The 22,848-nt window shown below is 72.8% G+C and carries 22 protein-coding genes; 7 read left to right on the top strand and 15 right to left on the bottom strand.

Going from position 1 to position 22,848, the window contains the following annotated elements:
- Positions 1-66: 66 nt before the first annotated feature.
- On the bottom strand, positions 67-576 hold the full coding sequence (locus HMPREF3159_RS05195; RefSeq protein WP_070499986.1) for a low molecular weight protein-tyrosine-phosphatase: 510 nt from the start codon (positions 574-576) through the stop codon (positions 67-69).
- 11 nt (positions 577-587) lie between these two features.
- Positions 588-917, bottom strand: coding sequence for a GNAT family N-acetyltransferase (locus tag HMPREF3159_RS05200; protein WP_053918891.1), 330 nt, complete (start codon positions 915-917; stop codon positions 588-590).
- Between the two features lie 24 nt (positions 918-941).
- Here HMPREF3159_RS05200 and HMPREF3159_RS05205 point away from each other — a divergent pair, with 24 nt between their 5' ends.
- Together HMPREF3159_RS05205 and HMPREF3159_RS05210 are read left to right on the top strand one after the other, a co-directional pair.
- Positions 942-1,307 carry a DUF952 domain-containing protein gene (locus HMPREF3159_RS05205; RefSeq protein ID WP_070499987.1) on the top strand — a complete coding sequence of 122 codons (366 nt, stop codon included), beginning with the start codon at positions 942-944 and terminating at the stop codon, positions 1,305-1,307.
- Between the two features lie 91 nt (positions 1,308-1,398).
- On the top strand, positions 1,399-2,034 hold the full coding sequence (locus HMPREF3159_RS05210) for an L-threonylcarbamoyladenylate synthase (RefSeq protein ID WP_070499988.1): 636 nt from the start codon (positions 1,399-1,401) through the stop codon (positions 2,032-2,034).
- 88 nt (positions 2,035-2,122) lie between these two features.
- Here the strand turns inward: HMPREF3159_RS05210 and HMPREF3159_RS05215 are convergent, their stop codons facing one another.
- From HMPREF3159_RS05215 to gcvT, 8 genes are all read right to left on the bottom strand, one after another.
- Positions 2,123-3,433: an MFS transporter gene (locus HMPREF3159_RS05215; RefSeq protein WP_070499989.1), complete on the bottom strand. Its 1,311-nt coding sequence runs from the start codon at positions 3,431-3,433 to the stop codon at positions 2,123-2,125.
- Positions 3,434-3,588: 155 nt separating this feature from the next.
- A complete protein-coding gene (locus HMPREF3159_RS05220; protein WP_070499990.1) occupies positions 3,589-3,828 on the bottom strand; it encodes a hypothetical protein in 240 nt (79 codons plus the stop codon).
- A gap of 88 nt (positions 3,829-3,916) precedes the next feature.
- On the bottom strand, positions 3,917-4,660 hold the full coding sequence (locus HMPREF3159_RS05225; protein WP_070499991.1) for a gamma-glutamyl-gamma-aminobutyrate hydrolase family protein: 744 nt from the start codon (positions 4,658-4,660) through the stop codon (positions 3,917-3,919).
- A 114-nt stretch (positions 4,661-4,774) separates the two neighbouring features.
- The gene (locus HMPREF3159_RS05230; RefSeq protein WP_070499992.1) at positions 4,775-5,917 is read right to left on the bottom strand and encodes a glycosyltransferase family 4 protein; all 1,143 of its coding nucleotides are present in this window, start codon (positions 5,915-5,917) and stop codon (positions 4,775-4,777) included.
- A gap of 155 nt (positions 5,918-6,072) precedes the next feature.
- Complete coding sequence (locus HMPREF3159_RS05235) at positions 6,073-7,284, bottom strand: cobalamin-independent methionine synthase II family protein (protein WP_070499993.1); 1,212 nt, start codon at positions 7,282-7,284, stop codon at positions 6,073-6,075.
- A 120-nt stretch (positions 7,285-7,404) separates the two neighbouring features.
- A complete protein-coding gene (gene gcvP / locus HMPREF3159_RS05240; protein ID WP_070499994.1) occupies positions 7,405-10,338 on the bottom strand; it encodes an aminomethyl-transferring glycine dehydrogenase in 2,934 nt (977 codons plus the stop codon).
- Positions 10,339-10,424: 86 nt separating this feature from the next.
- Complete coding sequence (gcvH, locus tag HMPREF3159_RS05245) at positions 10,425-10,796, bottom strand: glycine cleavage system protein GcvH (RefSeq protein ID WP_070499995.1); 372 nt, start codon at positions 10,794-10,796, stop codon at positions 10,425-10,427.
- Between the two features lie 43 nt (positions 10,797-10,839).
- Positions 10,840-11,973: a glycine cleavage system aminomethyltransferase GcvT gene (gene gcvT / locus HMPREF3159_RS05250; protein ID WP_070499996.1), complete on the bottom strand. Its 1,134-nt coding sequence runs from the start codon at positions 11,971-11,973 to the stop codon at positions 10,840-10,842.
- Between the two features lie 219 nt (positions 11,974-12,192).
- Here gcvT and HMPREF3159_RS05255 point away from each other — a divergent pair, with 219 nt between their 5' ends.
- Entirely contained in the window at positions 12,193-12,765 is a 573-nt protein-coding gene (locus HMPREF3159_RS05255) for a GNAT family N-acetyltransferase (RefSeq protein WP_224765233.1), read from the top strand.
- Positions 12,766-12,808: 43 nt separating this feature from the next.
- On the opposite strand, the gene HMPREF3159_RS05260 is transcribed toward HMPREF3159_RS05255, so the two are convergent.
- Positions 12,809-14,071, bottom strand: a complete 1,263-nt coding sequence (locus HMPREF3159_RS05260) for an arginine deiminase (RefSeq protein ID WP_070499997.1) — start codon at positions 14,069-14,071, stop codon at positions 12,809-12,811.
- 111 nt (positions 14,072-14,182) lie between these two features.
- On the opposite strand from HMPREF3159_RS05260, the gene HMPREF3159_RS05265 reads away from it, so the two are divergent.
- Both HMPREF3159_RS05265 and HMPREF3159_RS05270 read left to right on the top strand, forming a co-directional pair.
- Entirely contained in the window at positions 14,183-15,022 is an 840-nt protein-coding gene (locus HMPREF3159_RS05265; RefSeq protein ID WP_010550993.1) for an aldo/keto reductase, read from the top strand.
- Positions 15,019-15,798: an SIR2 family NAD-dependent protein deacylase gene (locus tag HMPREF3159_RS05270; RefSeq protein ID WP_070499998.1), complete on the top strand. Its 780-nt coding sequence runs from the start codon at positions 15,019-15,021 to the stop codon at positions 15,796-15,798. Before HMPREF3159_RS05265 ends, HMPREF3159_RS05270 begins: the two co-directional genes overlap by 4 nt.
- 67 nt (positions 15,799-15,865) lie before the next feature.
- On the opposite strand, the gene epsC is transcribed toward HMPREF3159_RS05270, so the two are convergent.
- Together epsC and cysK are read right to left on the bottom strand one after the other, a co-directional pair.
- Positions 15,866-16,447 carry a serine O-acetyltransferase EpsC gene (gene epsC, locus HMPREF3159_RS05275; protein WP_141748079.1) on the bottom strand — a complete coding sequence of 194 codons (582 nt, stop codon included), beginning with the start codon at positions 16,445-16,447 and terminating at the stop codon, positions 15,866-15,868.
- A gap of 11 nt (positions 16,448-16,458) precedes the next feature.
- Positions 16,459-17,388: a cysteine synthase A gene (gene cysK / locus HMPREF3159_RS05280; RefSeq protein ID WP_062949573.1), complete on the bottom strand. Its 930-nt coding sequence runs from the start codon at positions 17,386-17,388 to the stop codon at positions 16,459-16,461.
- Positions 17,389-17,629: 241 nt separating this feature from the next.
- Here cysK and HMPREF3159_RS05285 point away from each other — a divergent pair, with 241 nt between their 5' ends.
- Positions 17,630-19,168 (top strand): DUF5129 domain-containing protein, encoded by a 1,539-nt coding sequence (locus HMPREF3159_RS05285; protein WP_070499999.1) that lies wholly within the window; start codon positions 17,630-17,632, stop codon positions 19,166-19,168.
- 99 nt (positions 19,169-19,267) lie between these two features.
- On the opposite strand, the gene trpS is transcribed toward HMPREF3159_RS05285, so the two are convergent.
- Both trpS and HMPREF3159_RS05295 read right to left on the bottom strand, forming a co-directional pair.
- Complete coding sequence (gene trpS, locus HMPREF3159_RS05290; protein ID WP_070500000.1) at positions 19,268-20,344, bottom strand: tryptophan--tRNA ligase; 1,077 nt, start codon at positions 20,342-20,344, stop codon at positions 19,268-19,270.
- A complete protein-coding gene (locus HMPREF3159_RS05295) occupies positions 20,341-21,360 on the bottom strand; it encodes a LacI family DNA-binding transcriptional regulator (RefSeq protein ID WP_070500001.1) in 1,020 nt (339 codons plus the stop codon). Before HMPREF3159_RS05295 ends, trpS begins: the two co-directional genes overlap by 4 nt.
- 161 nt (positions 21,361-21,521) lie before the next feature.
- On the opposite strand from HMPREF3159_RS05295, the gene HMPREF3159_RS05300 reads away from it, so the two are divergent.
- Positions 21,522-22,802 (top strand): sugar ABC transporter substrate-binding protein, encoded by a 1,281-nt coding sequence (locus tag HMPREF3159_RS05300; RefSeq protein WP_070500002.1) that lies wholly within the window; start codon positions 21,522-21,524, stop codon positions 22,800-22,802.
- Positions 22,803-22,848: the final 46 nt, after the last annotated feature.

Here is a 22,848-nt window from a genome sequence, read left to right on the forward strand (position 1 = left end):
CTCCCGCTCCCCCGTCGTCCCCCGGGGCCGCGCCTGCCGGGTCGCCGGGCTGCGGGGTCGCGGCGGTCACCGCCTGACCCCGTCCTGGGCGCCCTGCTCGAGTCCGGCCCGCACGTGGTCGAGGATCCCGTCGACGGCCTCGGTGATCTGCTCCCAGGTGAGCTCGAAGTCGCTCTCGTCGCCGTACCAGGGATCGCGGATGCCGGTGTCCTCCACGGGCTCGGGGGCGAAGTCGCGGACCATGCGCAGCGTCTCCGCGGCCCGGTCGGCGCCGAGCACCGAACGGATCGGGTCGACGTGGTCGTGGTCCAGGGCGAGCACGAGATCCGCGCTCCTCAGCTCCTCGGGATCCATCCGTCGGGCCCGGTGGGCGGAGGGGTCGATCCCGTGCTCGCGCAGCAGCGCCCCGGCACGCGGATCGATCGGGTTGCCGCTCTCCCAGCCGCTGGTGCCGGCGGAGGCGATCTCCACCTCCCCGGCGAGGCCCTCCGCCTCGACGGCCTCGCGCAGCGCGTACTCGGCCAGGGGCGAGCGGCAGATGTTGCCGGTGCAGACGGTGAGGATGCGGTAGGTCAACGTCACTCCTGTCAGGTGGTCGAAGGGGTCGTCCCGGGGTCCTCCAGCAGATCCGCGTACTCGGGATGACGCTCGATGAAGCCGCGGACGAACCAGCAGGTGGGGCGGACCTTCAACCCTCGGGCGCGGGTGTCCTCGAGGGCGAAGCGGACGATCGCCGAGCCGATCCCGCGCCCCGAGCGGTCCGGGGCGACGACGGTCGAGCGCAGGTCGCGCACCTCGTCCTCGTCCTCGAAGGCGAGGACGGCCACGACGGTCTCGCCCTCGAGGGCGGCGAAGCGGTCGCGATCGTCGTCGTGGACCAGGCGCACCGCGCCCTGGTCGGCGGAGGTCTCATCCATGCCGGTCACGGTACACTGCCGCTCATGCCCTCGCCCCTGATCTGGCACATCACCGAGTCGGCCGCCTGGGAGGCGGCGGTCCCGGAGGGCGTCTACACCCGCGCGACCCGCGGCAGGGACCTCGCCGAGGAGGGCTTCCTCCACGCCTCCTGGCCCGAGCAGGTCTCGAAGGTCGCCAAGCGCATCTACCCCGACCGCCCCTCGGACCTCGTGATCCTCGAGATCGATGTGGGCCGGGTCGAGGCGGCCGGCATCGCCGTGGACATCGAGGCCGACGTCGACGGCAAGGGCCGCGGCTACCCTCACATCATGGGGCCGCTCCCGGTCAGCTCCGTGGTGCGGCTGCGGCGCACCAAGTGGATCGGGCGGGAGTTCGTGGTCGTCGCCTGACCCGGCCCGTGCCGGCCCCGGCACCGGCCCCGACGCGCACCCTGTCCGCGCGGGACCGCCCCGCCCGCTCCGTGCGGGCGTACCATCGGGCATGGCCAGATCACGTCGCTCCGCGAAGTATCTCGACATCCATCCGGAGGATCCGCAGCCCCGCCTGATCGAGCAGGCGGTCGCCGCGCTCGAGGAGGGCGGCCTGATCGCCTATCCGACGGACTCCTGCTACGCGCTGGGCTGCCGTCTCGGGGACGCGGACGGCCTCGAGCGGATCCGTCGCATCCGCCAGGTCGGCAAGGACCACCACTTCACGCTCGTCTGCGCGGACTTCGCCCAGCTGGGGCAGTACGTGCTGGTCTCCAACCCGACCTTCCGCCTGGTCAAGAACGCGACCCCGGGGCCGTACACCTTCATCCTCCCCGCGACCCGGGAGGTGCCCCGCAAGATGGCCCATCCCAAGAAGCACACCGTCGGGGTGCGGATCCCCGACCACCGGGTGGCCCATGCGCTGGTCGAGGCGCTCGGCGAGCCGATCCTGTCCTCGACGCTGCTGCTGCCCGGGCAGGAGGACCCGCCCTCGGAGGGCTGGGTGGTGCAGGACCTGCTGGGCGAGCAGGTCGACGTGATCATCGACTCCGGCGAGGTGGGGATCGAGCCGACCACTGTCGTGGACCTCACCGGGTCCGAGCCCGTGATCGCCCGCGAGGGCGCGGGGGACGTCGACCGGATCTGATCGGCGATCTCCCGCCCGTCCGTCCGACCCGGCACCGGCCCCTCCTCGCGGTTCCCCGCCGCCTCGCCGCGCCCCGCCCTCGGGATCGTCAGCCCTGCTGCGCGCTCCGTCGGGTGGAGAGGACCCCGGAGAACGCGAGGATCCCCAGCGCGTAGATCGGCACCAGCCACAGCGCGTAGCGCAGCGTCAGCGCGTCCGCGAGCGCGCCGACGAGCGGCGGGGTGAGGAAGAAGCCGAGCCGCGCGAACCAGCCCACCACCGTGATGCCGACGCCGGAGGGCACGCCCGGGAGGTTGTCGGCCGTGCGGAAGGCCGCCGGGAACAGGGTGGCGATCCCCCAGCCCGCTGCCGCGAAGCCGAGCAGCGCGGTCGCCGGGCTGGGCAGCAGCAGGGCGATGCTCATCCCGACCAGGGCGATGAGGGCGCCGACGCGGGCGGTGACGCGGTCGCCGAGCCGGTCCACGATCGCGTCACCGGTGAATCGGCCGATCGTCTGGGCGCCCTGGAGGGCGACGAAGGCCATGCCGGCGAGGAACGGGGTCGCCTCGAAGGTGGAGCGCATGAACAGCGCGCCCCAGGTGTTGCCGGCGTCCTCGGTCGACCCCGCGAACACGAGCACCATGCCCAGCGCCGCCACGAGCCCCAGCGAGCGCGGGCCCATCCCCGCGATGCGCCGTCCCGCGGGCGCGACCGGCGGCACCTCGGCGGCGGAGGCGGCCGACGGACCCGCCGGGGAGTCGCTCGACGCCCCACCGGCACCCTCCGTCGCGGCGGCCGGTGCGCGCTCGGTCGAGTCGTCGCCCGGGAGCAGGAACCGGTAGGAGCCGAGCACGAGCGCGCCGAAGACGATCAGGCCCGCCACGCCCTGCGCCCACAGCGGCAGTCCGACCTGCGCGGCGGCCGCGCCCAGCAGCCCGCCGAGGACCGCGCCGAGCGACCACCAGCCGTGGTAGCTGTTCATGATGGAGCGCCGGTAGCGGCGTTCGACCCGCATGCCGTGCGCGTTCATGGAGATGTCGGTGAGCGCGTCGGCGGCCTGGGCCAGCAGCAGCGCGGCCGTCAGCCACAGCCAGGAGCCGGAGACGTAGATCGCCAGGTGTGAGGTCGAGGCGAGCAGCTGGAAGGCCACGGACGTGCGGGCCGAGCCGAAGCGGGACATGAGCCGGGCGGCGAACAGCCCCGCGAGCAGTCCGCCGATCGGCCCCAGCCCGACCGCGAGGCCGAAGGCGGTGTTGCTCAGCCCGATCGACTCCACCAGCTCGGGATACCGCGGCAGGATCGCGCAGAAGGAGGCACCGTTGAGGAAGAAGATCAGCGAGACCGCCCGGCGCGCGAGCATCGCGTCACGCGGCACGGCGGGGCGGAGGGCGTCGTCGGCCGATGGGGAGTGAGCGTTCACGATGCACCATTGTCCGTCACGACGGGGGCTTCGTCACGCCGCCTCCGCCCCGGTGCCCTGCCCGGCGGTCGAGCTCGGGCACGAGCGTCCCCGGGCACGACCGTGCCCGGCCGCCGCGAGGGCTGCCGGGCACGGTGGAGGATCAGGGACGGGGTTCAGACGAGGAAGCGCGGCACCACGGCGAAGGTGCCGTACAGGGCCACGAGGCTCATGGCCAGGCCCGCGATGAAGGTCGCCGGAGTGAACAGCGCCATCACGTAGAGGCCGGCGACGAACAGGCCGAACAGCACGAGGAACAGCACCGCCGACAGGACGACGTTGTTGCCCTTCGAGGTCATGTTCTCGTCCTCGTGCACCCGCGCGCGGCTCGTGTCCGCGACGTGCTCGTTGCTCATGCTGCCTTCTTTCCTGACTCTGCCGGTCCGCGACCGGCGGTGCGACGTCCACGGCGCCCGTCATCAGGCGCGGGCGACCAGGACCATCCTAGACCAGTGCGCGGCTGCTCGCCGCCACGTCCCGGTGCCGGATCGCGGTGAGCAGGCTCTCGAACACCGCGGCGCCGGCCTCTCCGTCGATCTCGGGATGCCACTGCACCCCGATCACGCCGGTGCCCGAGGCGGCCTCGACCGCGAGCGGGAGACCGCTCGCGTGCCGCGCGACGATGCGCAGGTCGCCGCGGACCTCGCGCACACCCTGGTGGTGGAAGGCGGTGACCCGGGCCGAGGTGCCGAGGGCGAGGGCGAGGTCGCTGGCCGCGTCGATCTCGACGTCGACCGCAGTGGGGGCGAGCCCGGTGGTCGGGTGGGCGGGAACGTCCTCGGGCAGGTGGCGGTGCAGCCGGCCGCCCTCGGCGATCGTGATGATCTGCAGGCCGCGGCAGATCCCGAGCACGGGCACGCCCACGCGTCGGGCGGTGCGGTAGAGCGCGGTCTCGAAGGCGTCGCGGGCGGGGTCCGGGGTCATGTCGGTCCCGAGCGCGTCCTCGCCCCAGGCCGCGGGATCGAGGTCGGTACCGCCGGTGAGGACGAGACCGTCGAGCTCGGCGAGCTCCTCCTCGGTCCAGCGGTCCTGCGGGGAGAGGATCACGGGCCGGGCGCCGGCCTCGCGCAGTGCGCGGACGTAGTGCTCGTTGACGACGACGGCGTCGTGACCCTCCCAGGCGCCGGACATCATGGTGCGGGTCCCCGCGGTCACGCCGATGAGCGGGCGACGAGTGCGCTGCGCCATGATGTTGTCCTTTCCGCAGTGGAGCCGGGTCACGTGCCGCCGATCGACGACAGGACTCAGTCCACCCCGCGGCAGCCCCTCCCCGCGAGCTGTGTGGCGGAATGTGACGGCGGCTCAGCGAGCGGGCACTCCCGCGTGCTCCTCGATCGCCCGGCGGTAGTAGCCGCGCAGCTGCTCGCTGAGCACCGGCCAGGTGCGCTTGCGCACGGACTCCAGCGCCGCCGCGCCGAAGGCCTCGCGCTTCGCGTCGTCGAAGAGCAGATCCGCGGCGCGGTCGCGGAGCTCGTCGAGCATCCCCGGGGTGTACAGCCAGCCGGTGCGGCTCGGGGTGACCAGATCCACCGGTCCTCCGCGGCGCGGTGCGATGACGGGCAGGCCGGAGGCCATGGCCTCCTGGATCGTCTGCCCGAAGGTCTCGAGCTCGCCGGGGTGGACGAAGAGGTCGGCGCTGGCGAGGTGCGCGGCGAGGTCCGTGCCGGAGCGGAAGCCGGCGAAGCGCGCCCGGGGCATGTCGCGACGCAGGGCGTCCCGCTCGGGGCCGTCGCCGACGATCAGCAGGCGCACCCCGGGCATGTCGTGCAGCACGCGCAGATCGGCGACCTGCTTCTCGGGGGCGAGCCGGCCCACGTAGACCACGAGCTTCTCCTCCGGCTCGGCGTAGCGGGCCCGGAGCTTCGCGCTGCGCAGCGAGGGGGAGAACAGCGAGGTGTCCACGCCGCGCCGCCACAGGTGGACCCGCTCGATGCCGTGCTCGAGCATCTGGTCGCGGGTCGCGGTGGACGGGGCGAGGTTGAGGGTGGCGCGGTTGTGCACGTCGCGCAGCAGCTGCCAGGAGGCGTTCTCGAGGAAGGGCATGCCGTAGCGGGCCGTGTAGCCGGGGATGTCGGTCTGGTACACGGCGACCGTCGGCACCCCGGCCTTCTGCGCCGCGACCACGGCGCGGCCGCCGAGGATCATCGGCGAGGCGAGGTGGATGACGTCGGGCGCGAACTCGTCGATGCGACGGCGCAGGGTGGCGGCGCTGGTGGTGGCGATGCGCACCTCGGTGTAGCCCGGCATGGGCGCCGAGGCGATGCGGCGCACCCGGACCCTGCGTCCGCAGGAGGTGCGCAGGTGCTTGTCGGCCCCGGGCCACTTCGGGGCGATGATCCCGAGATCATCGCCCGAGGCGGCGAAGTGGTCGACGACGCGGAGCACCGAGTTGGTGACCCCGTTCATGTGCGGCAGGAACGATTCGGCGACGACGAGGATCCTCACGACCCCGATGATCCGCCGCCCGGGTCTCCGCGGCGCCACGGGGGCGTGACGCGTCGTCGACCAGGCGGTGAACTCTCGCCCCCGTCCGCGGGCCCGGAGGCGGGGTCCCGACCGCCTCCGATCAGGACCCCGCGGGGCTCAGCGTCGCGCTGGCCTCACAGCCGGGAGGAGGCGATCGCCGCGCCCTCCACGAGCGAGGCGAGCTTCGCCCAGGCGATCTGCGGGTGGATGCGCCCGCCGAGTCCGCAGTCGGTCGAGCCGATCACCCGCTCGGGGCCGACGATCCGCGCGAAGCGCTCCAGTCGCTGGGCGACCAGCTCGGGGTGCTCGACGACGTTGGTGGCGTGGGAGACGATGCCGGGGACGATCACCTTGTCCTGGGGCAGCTCGAGGTCCTGCCACACGGTCCACTCGTGCTCGTGGCGCACGTTGGCGGCCTCGAAGGAGTAGTACTTCGCGTCGATCTCGAGCAGCAGCGGGGCGATGTGGCGGAACTCGATGTCGGTGGTGTGCGGGCCGTGCCAGGAGCCCCAGCACAGGTGGAAGCGGGTCTGCTCGGTCGGCACGTTCACCAGCGCCCGGTTGACGGCGTCGACGCGCTTGCGGGTGAACTCGACGTAGTCGGCGACCGACGGCTCGGGGTTGATCTGGTCCCAGTTCTCGGCGATCGACGGGTCGTCGATCTGCACGGTCAGGCCCGCAGCGGCGATCGCCTCGTACTCGGGGCGCATCACCTCGACCCAGGCGTCGAGGAAGGCGTCCTCGTCGCCGTAGTGGTCGTCGTTGATGCGGGAGCCGGAGCCCGGGGACAGCGCGGCGAGATAGCCGTTCGCGAAGCCGGCGGAGTCGAGCGCGGCGCGGAAGTTCGCCACGTCCTGTGCGACCAGCTCACGACCGGTGTCGGAGTAGGAGATCGCGGAGGTCGCGGCGGGGAAGGTGGTTTGGGAGCCGACGGTGATGCCCGAGGTCGGGTCCTGGTACGCCTCCGCGAAGAGCGTCCAGTCACGGCGATCGGGGAAGGTGGTCAGGCGCACGTTCCCGGGGGTGGAGCGCACCGGCTCGGAGGAGAAGTGGTCGCTGCCCGTGATCTCCAGGCCGCTGACCCGGTCGAAGATGTACGACCACCAGGAGCCGTAGTTCACGGCCGAGCCCATCAGGTGCCCGTACTCGCCGTCGTTGGGGATCGAGATCCCGATCTCGCGCTGCTTCGCGACGACGTCGAGGACGGCCTGGCGCAGCACCTCGCGGAACTCGTCGGTGGGGGCGGGGGTCAGTCCGTCCTCGCCGACGGGGCGGGCGGCGTTGGCGGCGATGAGCTCCGGGCTGCGGGGCAGGGAGCCGGCGTGGGTGGTGAGGATCTCGGTCATGGGCAGAGCCTAGGAGCAGGGGCGGCCCGGACACGAGCCGGGCCGTCACAGCAGTTCACGAAAACGCCCGCCCGGGCCGCGGGAGCGGTCCGGGCGGGCGAGGGGCGGGATCGGCCGAGGTCAGTCCAGCGGCCAGGTGGGCACCAGGTTGCGGTCGCCCCAGGCCTGGTCGATGCGACGCACCGGCGGCCAGTACTTCGACTGGATCCGCATCTGGGCGCTGTCGTGGACGGAGTCGTCCTCGGGCGCGGTCCAGGAGCCGGGGTAGACGGCGATCTCGCGGGAGTAAGGGTGGGTCCACTCCCCCGTCGCGATCGACGAGGCCGTGTGCGGCGCGTTCACCAGCGGGTTGTCCTCGGCGGGCCAGGTGCCGGCGAGCACCTCGTCGGCCTCCTTCGCGATCATCAGCATCGCCTCGACGAAGCGGTCGATCTCGGCGAGGTCCTCGGACTCGGTGGGCTCGACCATGAGCGTCCCCGCGACGGGGAAGGACATGGTCGGGGCGTGGAAGCCGTAGTCGATGAGGCGCTTGGCGACGTCGTCGACGGTGATCCCGGTGCGCTCGGTGAAGGGGCGCAGGTCCACGATGCACTCGTGGGCGACCAGCCCGTTCTCACCGGTGTAAAGGATCTCGTAGGACTCGGAGAGGCGGCGGGCCATGTAGTTCGCCGCGAGCACCGCCGAGGCGGTCGCGTGGCGCAGCCCGTCCGGCCCCATCAGCCGGATGTACGTCCAGGTGATCGGCAGGATCGACGGCGAGCCGTAGGGTGCCTGCGAGACGGGCGCGCCCCCGTGGACCTGCTCCCCCGCCCCGGCGACCGGGTGCGACTCGCGCTGGATCTCGGGGTGACCGGGCAGGAACGGCGCCAGGTGCGCCTTCGCCGCGACCGGGCCGACGCCCGGGCCGCCGCCGCCGTGCGGAATGCAGAAGGTCTTGTGGAGGTTCAGGTGTGAGACGTCGCCGCCGAACTCGCCGGGGCGCGCCACCTGCAGCAGCGCGTTGAGGTTCGCGCCGTCCACGTACACCTGGCCGCCCGCGTCGTGCACGAGCTCGCACACGGTGCGCACCTCCTCCTCGTACACGCCGTGCGTGGAGGGGTAGGTGATCATGATGGCGGCGAGCTCGTCGCCGTGGTCCTTGATCTTCTGCCCCAGGTCATCGAGGTCGATGTTGCCCTTCGGGTCCGAGGCGACGACCACGACGCGCAGGCCCGCGTTCACGGCGCTGGCGGCGTTGGTGCCGTGGGCGGAGCTCGGCACGAGGCACACGTCGCGGGAGGACTCGCCGCGGGAGGCGTGATAGGCGCGGATCGCCAGCAGGCCCGCGAACTCGCCCTGCGAGCCGGCGTTGGGCTGCAGGGAGACCGTGTCGTAGCCGGTCAGGTCCGTCAGCCAGGTCTCGAGCTGGGTGATGAGGTCGAGATAGCCCGTCACGTCCTCGGCCGGCGCGAAGGGATGGATCCCGTTGAACTCGGCCCAGGTGATGCCGGCCATCTCGGTGGCGGCGTTGAGCTTCATCGTGCACGAGCCCAGCGGGATCATGCCCCGGTCCAGCGCGAAGTCCCGGTCGGAGAGGCGGCGCAGGTAGCGCATCATCGCGGTCTCGGAGCGGAAGGAGGAGAACACCGGGTGGCGCAGGAAGGGGTCCTCGCGCACCAGGCCGTCCCAGCCGGCGCCGGAGCCGACCTCGGCGAGCTCCTGGCCGGGGGTCGGGGCGTGCGGGGCGAAGGCCGCGGCGATCGCCTGCAGGTCCGCGGCGGTGATCGTCTCGTCCAGCGACAGGTGGACGACGTCGTCGCCGAGCACGCGGACCAGGAACCCGGCCTCGCGCAGGGAGGCGGAGATGTCGGTGGCGGTGCCGGTGGCCCGCACCTCGAGGGTGTCGAAGAAGGAATCCGCGACCAGCTCGAAGCCGCTGCGGCGCAGGAGGTCGGCGAGGGAGGCGGTGCGGTCGGCGACCGTGCGACCGATCCGGGTCAGCCCCTCCGGGCCGTGGTAGACGGCGTACATCGCGGCCATCACGGCCAGCAGCACCTGCGCGGTGGTGATGGAGCTGGTGGCCTTGTCGCGGCGGATGTGCTGCTCGCGGGTCTGCAGGGAGAGGCGGTAGGCGGGGTTGCCGTCGGCGTCGCGGGAGACGCCGACCAGGCGGCCGGGCAGCTGCCGCTCGAGGCCCTTGCGCACGGCGACGAAGCCGGCGTGCGGGCCGCCGAAGCCGAGCGGGATGCCGAAGCGCTGGGTCGTGCCGACGGTGACGTCGGCGCCGAGCGAGCCCGGGGAGGCGAGCATGGTCAGGGAGAGCAGGTCCGCGGCGACGATCGCGACGGCCTTGGTGGACCTGACCTCGGCGATGACGTCGCGCGGATCCCAGATGCGGCCGGAGGCGCCGGGGTACTGGATCAGCGCGCCGAAGTAGTCGCCCTCGGGGGCGCCGCCCGTGCGGAAGTCGACCTCGCGCAGCTCGATGCCGAGCCCGTCGGCGCGGCCCTGCAGCACCGCCTTGGTGGCCGGCAGCGCGTCGGCGTCGACGAGGAAGACGTTCCCGTTGCGCTTCGCGGTGCGGCGGGCGAGCATCAGCGCCTCCGCCGCGGAGGTCGCCTCGTCGAGGGTGGAGGCATTGGAGACGTCCATCCCGGTGAGGTCGCAGACCATGGTCTGGAAGGTCAGCAGCGCCTCGAGACGGCCCTGCGAGATCTCGGGCTGGTACGGGGTGTAGGCGGTGTACCAGGCGGGGTTCTCCAGCACGTTGCGCTGGATGACGGCGGGGGTGTGGGTGCCGTGGTAGCCGAGGCCGATCAGGGAGCGGCGCGTGGTGTTGCGGTCCGCGAGGGCGCGGAGCTCCTCGAGCGCGGCGGGCTCGGTGATCCCGTCGGGGACGGAGGTCGCGCCGAGCGCCTCCTCGTCCAGCAGGATCGTGGAGGGCACCGCCGCCCGCAGCATCTCGTCCAGGGACTCGTAGCCCAGGACCTCGAGCATGTGGCGCTGGGCGCCGGGGTCGGTGCCGACGTGGCGGCGGACGAAGGAGTCGTGATCGAGCGCAGACGTTGCGGTCATGAAGGCGTGTCCCTGAGGTTCTACGTGGAGGTGCGGGGTCGTGGCCTGGGCGCGGGGCGGCCCGGCACCGGGCCGCCCCTGCATGCTCAGGACTGGGTGAGGGCCTTGTACTCCTCAGCGCTCAGCAGGTCGTCGGGCAGCGCCTCGAAGGTTGCCTTGATCAGCCATCCCTCCTCGAAGGGCGAGGAGTTCACGAGCTCGGGCTCGTCGACGACAGCCTGGTTGGTCTCGGAGACGGTGCCGCTGATCGGCGAGAAGAGATCGGAGACGGACTTGGTCGACTCGATCTCGCCCATCTCGGTGCCGGAGGTGATCTCGGAGCCGGCCTCGGGCAGGTCGACGTAGACGACGTCGCCGAGCTGCTCGGCGGCGAAGTCGGTCACGCCGATGACGGCGACGCCGTCGGACTCGACACGGACCCACTCGTGGTCCTTGCTGTAGAGGAGTTCTGCGGACATTTCTCTGGTCCTTCCTGGGGACGGTCGGGGAACTCGGAGCCGCTCAGCCGCGGCGGTAGAAGGGCGTCTCGACGACGCGGACCGGCAGGTCCTTGCCGCGCACGTCGACCACCAGCTCGGTGCCGACCTCGCGGTGGGAGGGGTCGATGTAGGCCAGCGCGATGGGATGGCCGAGGGTCGGCGAGAGCACGCCGGAGGTGACGGCGCCGATCTCGTTCCCCTCCTCGTCGCGGACGGCGGAGCCGGCGCGGGCGGCCCGGCGGCCCTCGGCCGCGAGGCCCACCAGGACAGGCAGGCCCTCGGTCTGCGCCGCCTCGGTGGCTTCCCGGCCGACGAAGTCGCCCTTGGAGGAGAGCGCGACGATGCGGCCCATGCCCGCCTGGGCGGGCAGCAGGTCCCGGCTCAGCTCGTTGCCGTACAGCGGCATGCCGGCCTCGAGGCGGAGGGTGTCGCGGCAGGCGAGGCCGCAGGGCACGATCCGGTCCCCGCCGACGGCGGTGAGGGCCTTCCAGAGCTCCTCGGCGGAGTCGTCGCCGACGTACAGCTCGAAGCCGTCCTCGCCGGTGTAGCCGGTGCGTGCCACGAGCAGGTCGCCGCCGCGGTAGGTGCCCTCGGCGAAGCGGTAGTACTTCATCGAGGTGATGTCCTCGGCGGTGACGCCCTCGACGCCGGAGTCCTCGGCGGCCAGGAGGTCCAGCAGGATCTGCTCGCCGACGGGGCCCTGCACCGCGATCAGGGAGGTGCGGTCCGAGGCGTCGTCGACCTCGACGTCGAAGCCCGCGACGCGGGCACGGAGCTCCTCGGCGTCGACGACGGCGTTGGAGGCGTTGGCGACGACGAGGAAGTGGTCCTCGGCGAGCCGGTAGACGATCACGTCGTCGATCACCCCGCCCTGCTCCGTCAGGAGCAGGGTGTACTTCGCCCGGCCGACGGCCACGGCGGAGAGCTTGCCGGCCATGGCGTGGTCGAGAGCGTCGCCCGCCTGCGGCCCGCGCAGCTGGATCTCGCCCATGTGGCTGAGGTCGAAGAGGCCGGCGCTCTCGCGCACCGCCCTGTGCTCGGCGAGGTCCGAGTCGTAGCGGACCGGCATCCGCCAGCCCGCGAAGTCCGTGAACGTCGCTCCGAGCGACTCGTGGACCGCCTCCAGTGCCGTGCGGCGAAGGTCCTGGTCGACCATGGTGCTCCTACTCGTCCGGGGACTGCGTGAATGTTCGTCCTGACCGACTCGCGAGGCCCGGTGCGGGACCGGGCACCGACGCTCGGCGGCACTCCGATGTGCCGCAGGGTCACCATACCGAACCCGGACACGCCTCACGGTCCTCGTCGCACCCCGTCGCCACGGTGACGCGGGACCCCGGCGGGCGCGACGGGCCCTGGTGCTTGTACCGTGGTGGTCGTGACGAAGGAAGGCACCGCCGAGTGGCCCGTCCGGATCCGCAGTCCCCGACTCGTGATCCGGCCGCCGGGCGACGCCGACCGCACTGCGCTGATCCGGCTGATGACCGACCCGGTCACCCGCGAGTACCTCGGCGGCGCGGTGGACTACGCCTCCCGCCAGGCGCTCGAGCTCTCGCCGCTGGGCATCACCTGGGGTCGCTGGGTGCTCGCCCTGGCCGAGGACGACACGATGATCGGCTCGATCACGCTGGACTACGACCGCGGGGAGCTGGAGCTGTCCTACGCGCTGCTGCCCGAGTGGACCGGTCTGGGCTACGCCGCGGAGTCCTGCATCGCGCTGCTGGACTGGGCGCGCCGCGAGCTCGAGGACGAGGTCGTCATCGCGATCAGCCAGACCCGCAACAAGCGCAGCGTGGCCCTGCTGCGCAAGCTGGGGTTCACGGTGCGCAAGGGGCTCGAGGAGTTCGGCACCCAGCAGCTGCTGCTCGAGCGCTCGCTGCGCGAGCCGCTGCCCGCCCAGGAGACCACCCTGCAGACCGCTGAGGACCCGCCGCCCCCGACGCGCCGCTGAGGGCGCCGCACTCAGCCGCGACGGCGCTCAGCCGCGTCGGCGATCAGCCGCGTGCGACGGGGCAGCTCATGCAGCGCGGACCGCCCCGACCGCGCCCCAGCTCGTCGCCCGCGAACTCGAGCACCTCCACCCCCTGGGCGCGGAGGTAGTCGTTGGTCGCCGCGGCCCGCTCGTAGGCGATGACCCTCCCCGGTGCGAGGGCGAGCACGTTGCACCCGTCGTCCCACTGCTCGCGCGCGGCGGCGTAGGCGTCCAGCGGCGGGGTGAGCACCCGCAGGGAGGGGACCTCGAGCCCGCGGGCGAGCACGGCGTCCATCTCGTCGGCCGACCGCGTCCGGGAGACCAGCCGGTCGCCGAGCGGCTCGATCTCGAAGGTCTCCAGCGCCGGCAGGGGGCCGAAGCGCAGCATCGACTCCTCGTCGACGACGGTCGTGACGGTGTCCAGGTGCATCATCGCGCGGCGGTGGGGCAGCGCGATCGCGATCACCCGGTGCACCGCGTCGTCGGCGAGGAGGGCGGCGGCGAGGCGCTCGACGCCGACGGCACTGGTGCGCTCCGACATCCCGATCGCGACCGTGCGCGGGGACAGCATCATCACGTCGCCGCCCTCGACGCTCGCCGCTCCGACGCCGTCACGGCCGAGCAGGCGGCGCGGACCGCCGGGCCCGCCGAAGCGCGGATGGTGGCGGTAGACCATCTCCAGGTGGAGGCTCTCCCGTCGCCGGGCCGAGCGTCGCATGGCGCCGACCGAGACCACGTCGCCGATCCAGGCGGAGGTGTCACGGGTGAACAGGTGGTTGGGCAGCGGGTCGAGCACGAGGTGCTCCTCCCCCACCCGCTGCAGCGCGATCGAGCGCGGCTCCGCCCCGAGCGACCTCAGCTCGCCGACGGTGATCCCGCCGATCAGCACGTCCGCGAGCGCCTCGGCGTCGAGGTCGGCGAACCCTCCGCGCAGGTCCTGGACGGCGATGTCGCCGAGCACGGCGGGGTCGAGGGCGCGGGCGAGCAGGTGCTCCCGCAGCCCCACGTCCCGCAGGATGTCGACGAGCAGGTCCCGCAGCTGGAGGACCTCGACCCCCTGGCCGCCCAGGAGGCGGGTGAACTCGTCGTGCTGCGCCTCAGCGCGGTCCCGCCACAGCACCTCGTCGAAGAGCAGCTCCTCGCGGGTGTCCGGGGTGAGCCGCTCGAGCTCGCGGCCGGGCCGGTGGACGAGGACGGTGCGCAGCGGCGAGATCTCGTCGTGCACCCCATGTGCGCCCGCGGCGGGAGCCGCCTCCGAGGTCGGGGCCGTGCCGGTGCTGCTCATGCTGCGCTCTCCTCGCGGGTCGACGTCCTCGTCGTGCCGGACGCTAGCAGAGCACCGGGGCGGGATGATCGATACGCTGGGAGCACCCGCCACCGTCATCCAGGAGGATCCGTGTCCGAGCTGTCCATCCCCACCACCGCCCTCGCCGACGGCACCGTCTTCCCGCTGATCGGCTTCGGCACCTCCGGCATGAAGGGCACGGGCGGCGCCGACGCCGTCGCGGCGGCGCTGCGCGCCGGCTACCGGCTCGTCGACACCGCCGCCCAGTACGGCAACGAGGCCGCCGTCGGCCAGGGCCTGCGCGACAGCGGCCTGGACCCCGACGAGGCGCTGATCACCACCAAGATCGCCGGCGGCGACCAGGGCCGGGAGGAGGCCCGCGAGGGCCTGCTCGGCTCGCTGCGCCGCCTGGGCCTGCCCCGCGTGGCCCTGACCCTCATCCACTGGCCGAACCCGTCGCGGGGCCTCGCCCTGGACACCTGGCGCACCCTCGTCGAGCTGAAGGAGCAGGGCCTGACCCAGCACATCGGCGTCTCGAACTTCCGCCCCGAGCAGCTGCAGCAGCTGATCGACGAGACCGGCGTCGCGCCCGAGGTGAACCAGATCCAGCTCTCCCCCGCCCTGCAGCGGCGCGAAGCCGTCGCCTTCCATCGCGAGCACGGCATCGTCACCCAGGCCTGGGGCCCGCTCGGCGGCCGCGAGGGCCTCGGCGAGCAGTTCGCGCTGCGCCGCGTCGCCGAGAAGCACGGCGTGAGCACCTCGCAGATCTCGCTGCGCTGGGCCGTGGACCAGGACATCGTCGTGATCCCGAAGTCGCAGGACCCGACCCGTCAGCGCACCAACGCGACGCTCGAGGGGATCTCCCTGGACGACGAGGACCGCGCACTGCTGGCCTCCCTCGACCTCGGGGAGGACGCCGCCTGGGACTCCCGCGAGCACGAGGAGTGGTGAGCACGGCCGCTCCCTTCGTCCCGGGACCGGAGCACCGTGAGATCGTCTTCCTCACGGGCTCCGGGCTCAGCGCCCGCACGGGACTGGGCACCTTCCGCGGCCCGGAGGGCCTGTGGGCCCTCGAGCCGGAGACCGAGCAGGCGATGCACGCCTCCCTGCTGCCTGCCTCGCTGCCGCAGCTGTGGGCCGTGTGGGGGCGGATGGCCTCGATCGCGCTCGCGCACGGCCCCACTCCGGGGCACCGGGCGATCGCCCGCCTCGGTGCGCCGGTGATCACCCAGAACGTCGACGGGCTGCACCAGGCCGCGGGCAGCGAGGTCGTCGCCGAGCTCCACGGCAGTGCCCTGCACGCGGTGTGCCTGGGGCGGCGCTGCGACTGGCGGGCGGTGCTCGCGCCGGGCGAAGGATGCTCCCCCGAGGACCACGGCGTGCCCGGTCACTGCCCGCGCTGCGGCGAGCCGACCCGCCCGGACGTGGTGCTCTTCGACGAGCAGCTGCCCTCCGCGGAGCTCGAGCTCGCCATGCGCCTCGCGCGGCGTGCGGATCTCTTCGTGGTCGTCGGCACCAGCGGGGTCGTCTTCCCCGCGGCGCAGCTCGCGCCGCTGGCCCGGGAGCACGGGGCGACGACGGTGCTGGTGGACATCGCTCCGCCGCACGGCTCCTCCGAGCTGTTCGACCACGTCCTGGCCGAGGACGCGCATGAGGTGCTGCCCGCCTGGGAGCGGCGCGTCCACCGCGTCGGCGGGACCTCGTTCCTCGACCCCTTCGGGGGCTGAGCGCAGCGGTCCCGGCAGGCGCGCGCGACCCGCGAGGCAAGGGGCCCCGCGGGTCGTCGGCTCCGGATCAGATCCAGATCGCCGGGTCGGTCTGCTCCTCGGGATGCGCCGCACCGACGCGGACCGTCGCCGGGATGCCCACGGCGGTCGCCCGGGCCGGGACGTCCTTGACGACCACGGCGTTGGCCCCGACCTGGGCGCCCTCGCCGAGCGTGATCGGCCCGAGCACCCGGGCACCGGCCCCGATCACCACGCCGTCGCCGACCGTGGGATGGCGCTTGACCCGCTCCATGGACCGGCCGCCGAGGGTCACCCCGTGGTAGAGCATCACGTCGTCGCCCACCTCGGCGGTCTCGCCGATCACGACGCCCATGCCGTGGTCGATGAAGAAGCGCCGGCCGATCGTGGCGCCGGGATGGATCTCGATGCCGGTCAGCGAGCGCGCTCCCTGGGCGAGGACGAGGGCGGGCAGCCTGGCCCCGCGCGCCCAGAGCCGGTGCGCCACGCGGTGGGTCCAGATCGCGTGCAGCCCCGGCGAGGTCAGCAGGATCGCGAGGTCGTCGGTCGCCGCAGGGTCGCGGCGGTGCGCCGCCGCGAGGTCCTCCCGGACGCTCGCGACGACGCCCATCACCCGGTCCAGGGCGGCCATGGCGTCCTTCCTCAGTCCGCGTACTGCGCGAACAGCGGAGTGGACAGGTAGCGCTCGCCGAAGGAGGGCACGATCACCACGATGGTCTTCCCGGCGAACTCCTCGCGCGCGCCGACGCGGGCGGCGGCCTCGATCGCAGCGCCGGAGGAGATGCCCACCAGCAGGCCCTCGCCGCGGGCCACGGAGCGGGCCCGCTCCATCGCCGTCTCGGCGTCGATGTCGAGGACCTCGTCATAGACCTCGCGGTCCAGGATCGAGGGCACGAAGTTCGCGCCGATGCCCTGGATCTTGTGGGGGCCGGGCTGGCCCCCGTTGAGGATCGCGGACTCCTCGGGCTCGACGGCGAAGACCTTCACCTCGCCCTTGCGCTCCTTGAGCACCTGGCCGATGCCGGAGATGGTGCCGCCGGTGCCGATGCCGGCGACGACCGCGTCGACCTCGCCCTCGGTGTCCGCCCAGATCTCCTCGGCGGTGGTGCGGCGGTGGATGTCGAGGTTCGCCGGGTTGTCGAACTGCTTGACCTGCACCGCGCCGGTCTCCGCCGCGATCTCCTCGGCCTTCTCGACCGCGCCCTTCATGCCCTTGGCGGCCTCGGTGAGGACCAGCTCGGCCCCGTAGGCGCGCAGCAGCATCCGCCGCTCCTTGGACATCGACTCGGGCATGGTCAGGACGACCTTGTAGCCGCGGGAGCCGCCGATCATGGCCAGCGCGATGCCGGTGTTGCCGGAGGTCGCCTCGACGATGGTCCCGCCGGGCTTCAGCTCGCCGGACTGCTCCGCGGCGTCGATCATGGCCACGCCGATGCGGTCCTTGACGGAGTTGGCGGGGTTGTAGAACTCGAGCTTGGCCAGGACGGTCGCGCGGACGTCGTCGCCCAGGCGGTTGAGCTTCACCAGCGGGGTGCGGCCGACAAGATCGGAGACGTTCTCGTAGACGGGCATGCGGTACCTCCTCGTCGGGCCCCGCACGGTGCGGGGCCAAGGGTTTCTTGTGTCGATCATAACGGGGCGAGCGGTGAAGGGCCCGGAAGTTCGACGGGCGAACCACGGGACGCCGACGGGAGCGGCTGACGGGAGCGGCCGCGGAGACTCCCGGGGTTCTTCCGCGGGTCGACGGGAGGAGGGGCGCGACACCGGCGGAGGTCGTCCCCCTTCCCGCCGGTCGAGCCGTTACGGTCGCCTCATGTCCACGTCGCGTCCGTCCTCCGCCGCTCTCGACGCACCCCGCACCCGCCGTCCCTCGAGGGTCGTCCTGCTGCTGCTCGCGCTCCTGGCCGTCCTCCTGCCGGCGGCGCTCGCCCCCGCGCCCGCGCGCGCCGAGCCGCCGGCCTCCGTCGAGGTCACCGACACCACCCGCTCCGTGGACCCGGAGATCCTCGAGCACCGCCTCGCGGAGATCGACTTCCGCACCGAGGTGCGCCTGGTCGTGCTCGTCCTGGACGTCACCGAGCACGACCTGGACCCGGCGGACGACAGGGCGCTGAACGACGCGGTGCTCGACCACGCCCGCAGCTCCGACCCCTCGCTGCTCTCCGCCGACGGGTCGCACTGGGCCGACGGGACGGTGATCCTCGCCCTGGACCCGGAGAACCGGTTCCTCGGCAGCTACAGCGGGGAGGACGTGAAGCTCACGGAGGAGCAGTTCGCCGATGTCCAGGACGCCATGCGCGACCCCGCCCGGGACGGGGACTGGGACCGGTCGGTCGAGGCGGGTGCGAAGAAGTACGCGTCGCTCCTGCTCCGTCCCTGGTGGCGTCATCCCGCCGCGCTCGTCGCCGCAGCGGCCGTCGTGGTCGGAGCCGTCGTCGCGGCGGCCTCGACCCTCGGACTGCGTCTCGCAGCACGGCGCCGGGTGGATCGTGCCCTGCCTCGGCACCAGGACGTCCTGACCAAGCGCGCGATCACCGACGCCGCGGCGCGCACCCTTCCCGAGCACTCCGCCTACGCGCAGGCTGCGGTTCTCGCCCACGAGCGGTACTCCCAGGACCTCGAGGAGGCGGCCCGGCTCCGCGCCGCCCTCCCAGAGCCTGCCGAGCGCCCCTGGGTGTGGGGCCTGCGCGGCCGCGAGCGGGCGACGGCCACGGACTTCGAGCGCGTGGTGGAACGGCTCGACGACGCCGACGACGACATCCTCGCCGCCGCCGATCTGCTCCATCGCAGCGGGGAATGGCGAGCAGTCTGGGACCGGGAGCTCGAACCGCTGCGCGACTCCCTCGCCGCCCTCGGGGAGGTCGAGGAGGACCGCGGGGAGATGAGCACTGCCGAGCAGGCCTCCGCGGACCGTCTGCTGACGCTCGGCGACGGAATCGCCCGCGAGCTGGACCGGCTCACCGCTCGACTCGAGAACGACGCGATCGACCCCGACTCGGCCCTCGAGGAGCTCGACACCCTCACCCGGGAGCTCTCGGCCGCGGTCGAGGAGCTCGCCGAGCACCGCATCGACGTGCTCGCCGAGGACGACGACGAGCGCGAGGTGCTGCGCGACGCCTTCGAGGACGCGGACGGCGGGGAGTACCGCTCCCTGCGCGCCCGACGTCACGCGCTGACGCGTGGGACCTCACCGGGCCTCTGGCAGCTCAGCCCCGTGCTGTGGTATTCGAGCTGGCACCGCGAGTCCGGCTCCGCGCTCGAGACGCACCGCTCGCCCTCCTCGGGAGGCGGCGGCGTGACGGGCTACTCCGGAGGCGGGTTCTCCGGCGCGGGCAGCTCGAGCCGCTTCTGAGCCGGCGCCGGGCTCGCCCGCCCCTGCACCGGCCGCGGACGAGGAGGGACCCGTGGCCTGCCTGCGCAGGTCACGGGCCCGTCCCGTCGGCGGGAGCGGTCAGTAGACCATCCCCATGTACTCGCGCACGCGCTGCAGGGTCTCGTCGGCCGCGGCGTTCGCGCGCTCGTTGCCGGTGCGCAGCACCTGCATCAGGTGGCCGGGGTCCTGCTCGAGCTCGGCGCGGCGGGCGCGCAGCGGGGCGAGGTGGGCGTTCAGGGCCTCGGCGGTGAAGATCTTCAGGGTCCCCGCGCCGCGGTCGCCGATCTCCTCGGCGATGTCCTCAGGGGTGCGGCCGGTGGACTGCGCGGCGATCGTGAGCAGGTTCGCGACCTCGGGGCGGTTCTCGGGGTCGTAGGTGATCTGCCGGTCGGCGTCGGTCTTGGCCTTCTTGATCTTCTTGAGCGTCTCGGCCTCGTCCATCCGCAGCATGACGGTGTTGCCCAGCGACTTGCTCATCTTGTTCTCGCCGTCCAGCCCCAGGATCGTCGGCGACTCGGAGAGCAGCGCATCGGGCTCGGGGAAGTACTGCTCGCCGCCCGCATAGCGCTCGTTGAAGCGGCGGGCGATGACGCGGGTCTGCTCGATGTGGGGCAGCTGGTCCTTGCCGACGGGCACGAGGTTGCCGTGGCAGAAGAGGATGTCCGCGGCCTGGTGCACGGGATAGGTGAGCATGAGCCCGCCCATCGCGGACTTCCCGGCCGAGGCGAGCTCCGCCTTGACGGTGGGGTTCCGCTCGAGCTCCGGCTGGGTGACCAGCGAGAGGAAGGGAAGCAGCAGCTGGTTCAGGGCCGGGACGGCCGAGTGGGTGAAGATGGTGGAGCGCTCGGGGTCGATGCCCGCGGCGAGGTAGTCCGTCAGCAGCTCGCGCACCGAGCCCTGGATGTCTCCGATGACCTCGCGGTCGGTGATCACCTGGTAGTCAGCGACGATCAGCCACGTCTCCACGCCCGCGTCCTGCAGCCGCACGCGGTTGCGCAGCGAGCCGAAGTAGTGCCCGATGTGGAGGGCGCCGGTGGGACGGTCACCGGTGAGCATGCGCAGGCCCGAGGGATCCTGCTCGATCTTCTCCCAGATCTTCTGGCTGCGCTGCAGGGCGGTGTCGTAGCTGGTGCTGGTGGTGTTCGGTGCGGTCACCGCTCCATGCTAACGGCCCCGTCGGGTGCCGCCGCGGTGGAGCCGCGCACCACCAGCTGGGGGCGGAAGACCACCTCGGTGCGGGCCGGGCGACGGGAGTCCTCTCCCCCGCCGAGCGCGGTGCGCACGGCCGCGCGCGCGATCGAGCCGACCGCCTGGCGCACGGTGGTCAGCGGCGGATTGGTCAGCGAGGCCCAGAAGACGTCGTCGTAGCCGACCACCGAGACGTCGCGCGGCACCCCGAGTCCCAGCGAGCGCACGCCCTCGAGGGCGCCGACGGCCATGACGTCGGAGCCGCAGACGATCGCGGTCGCGCCCCGTTCGACGAGGTCGCGCGCGGCCTCGTAGCCGCCCGCGTAGGAGAAGTCGGTGAAGGCGACGGGGCGCGCCGGTCCGCCCCAGAAGGCGGTGACCTCCTCGAAGGCGCGCAGCTTCTCGCGCACGGGCCAGGTGTGCTCGTCGCCGACGGCGAGGCCGACGCGCTCATGGCCGAGCTCGTGCAGGTGGCTGAGCACCGAGCGCATCGCGTCCTCGTCGTCGGTCGAGAGGAACGCGGCCTCGAGGTCCTCGCGCACTCCGTTGACGAGCACCAGCGGCACCCCGGCGGCGGTCACCTCGCGGTAGTGCTCCACCGGTCCCTGCTCCTGCGCGTGATGACCGGAGATCACGATCACGGCCTCCGCACCGCAGTGGAGAAAACGTTGCAAGATCTCGCGCTCCCGCTCGACCGTCCGGGCCCGCAGGGCGACCAGTGTCGAGGCGCCGCGCTCGAACAGCTCGGCCTCGACGCGCTCGGCCCAGGCGGTGAAGACCTGGTTGTCCAGATCCGGCACGAGCACGCCGACGAGCGGGCCTCCGGGGGCCGCGCCGGGGCCGGCCCCGCGTCCGAGTCGCCGCGCCGTTTCCAGCACCGACCTGCGGGTGGAGTCGTTCACCCCCGCACGGCCGTTCAGCACGCGGGAGACCGTCGCCTCGCTCACGCCGGCAGCTCGGGCGATGTCGATGAGTCGCGCCATCACGGCTCCTCTCCGGGCCTCGCGGCGACCTCGCCGTGGCCTCATCGTGACCTGAAAGTTCTTGCACATTCTTGCACAGACCTGCCCCGCGGCTCTACAGTGACGGCGACAGGGCTGTCCCCTGCACCGGTCGAGTGCGACCACGATTCAAAGGAGAAGACGTGCAGATCCGTCGTAAGAGCTTCCTCACCCTGGGCGGGATCGCCGCCTCCATGACCATGCTCGCCGCATGCGGCGACGGCTCGGGCTCGGGCTCCGGCTCCGGCGCCTCCGACGCGGGCGGCGCCTCGGACGCCGGCGGCGCCCCCGCCCCGGCCGATGCGCAGCTCGTGATCTGGGCCGACGAGGAGAAGGCCCCGGCGCTGGAGCCGTCGGCTCTGGCCTGGGGCGAGGAGAACGGCATCACCGTGGCCGTGCAGGTCGTCCCCGGCGACGAGCTGCAGGCGAACTTCATCACCGCCAACCAGGCCGGCAACGGCCCGGACATCACCATGGGCGCCCACGACTGGATCGGGAACCTGGTCCAGAACAGCGCGATCTCCCCCGTGCAGCTGCCCGCGGACGTGGGCGAGACGCTCGCCCCCGTCGGCATCGAGGCGGTCACCTACGACGGCCAGACCTACGGCGTGCCCTACGCCGTGGAGACCCTCGCGCTGTACGCGAACACCGCGCTGACCGACGCGCCCGAGCCCGCCTCCCTCGAGGAGATGATCTCCGCGGCCGAGGCCGGCGGGGCGGAGAACATCCTCTCCCTGCCCATCGGCGAGTCCGGCGACCCGTACCACATGCAGCCCATCTACACCTCGGCCGGCGGCTACCTCTTCGGCAAGGACGCCGAGGGCAACCTCGACCCCTCCGATCTGGGCGTGGGACAGGAGGGCTCCCTCACCGCGGCCGACAAGATCGCCGAGCTCGGCGAGCAGGGCGTGCTGAAGACCTCGATCACCGGCGACAACTCGATCTCCCTGTTCGCCGAGGGGAGGTCCGCCTACCTGATCTCCGGCCCGTGGGCCCTGGCCGATGTGCGCGACTCCGGGATCGACTTCACCGTCACCACCATCCCGGGCTTCGAGGGCATGGAGCCCGCCGCCCCGTTCGCGGGCGTGAACTCCTTCTACGTCGCCTCGAACGCGAAGAACGCCGGCTTCGCCCAGCAGTTCATGACCGACGTGGCGAGCGATCCCGAGGTCGCGAGGGCCATGTACGAGGCGAACCCGCTGCCGCCTGTGAACCTCGCCCTGCGCGAGGAGCTCGCCGCCTCCGACGAGTACCTGATGACCTTCGCCGAGGCCGCGGAGGCCGCCGACCCGATGCCGGCGATCCCCGCGATGGCCGCGATCTGGGGCCCGCTCGGCATCGCCCAGGCCAACATCGTCGGCGGCGCGGACCCGCACCCGACGATGGAGGCGGCCGGCGAGGAGATCTCCACCGCGATCGGCTGACCTCCGCCCGTCCGCGCCCCGCACCGTCGTGGGGCGCGGACGGTCC

It is taken from the genome of Brachybacterium sp. HMSC06H03, from assembly GCF_001807385.1.
Classification (GTDB): domain Bacteria; phylum Actinomycetota; class Actinomycetes; order Actinomycetales; family Dermabacteraceae; genus Brachybacterium; species Brachybacterium conglomeratum.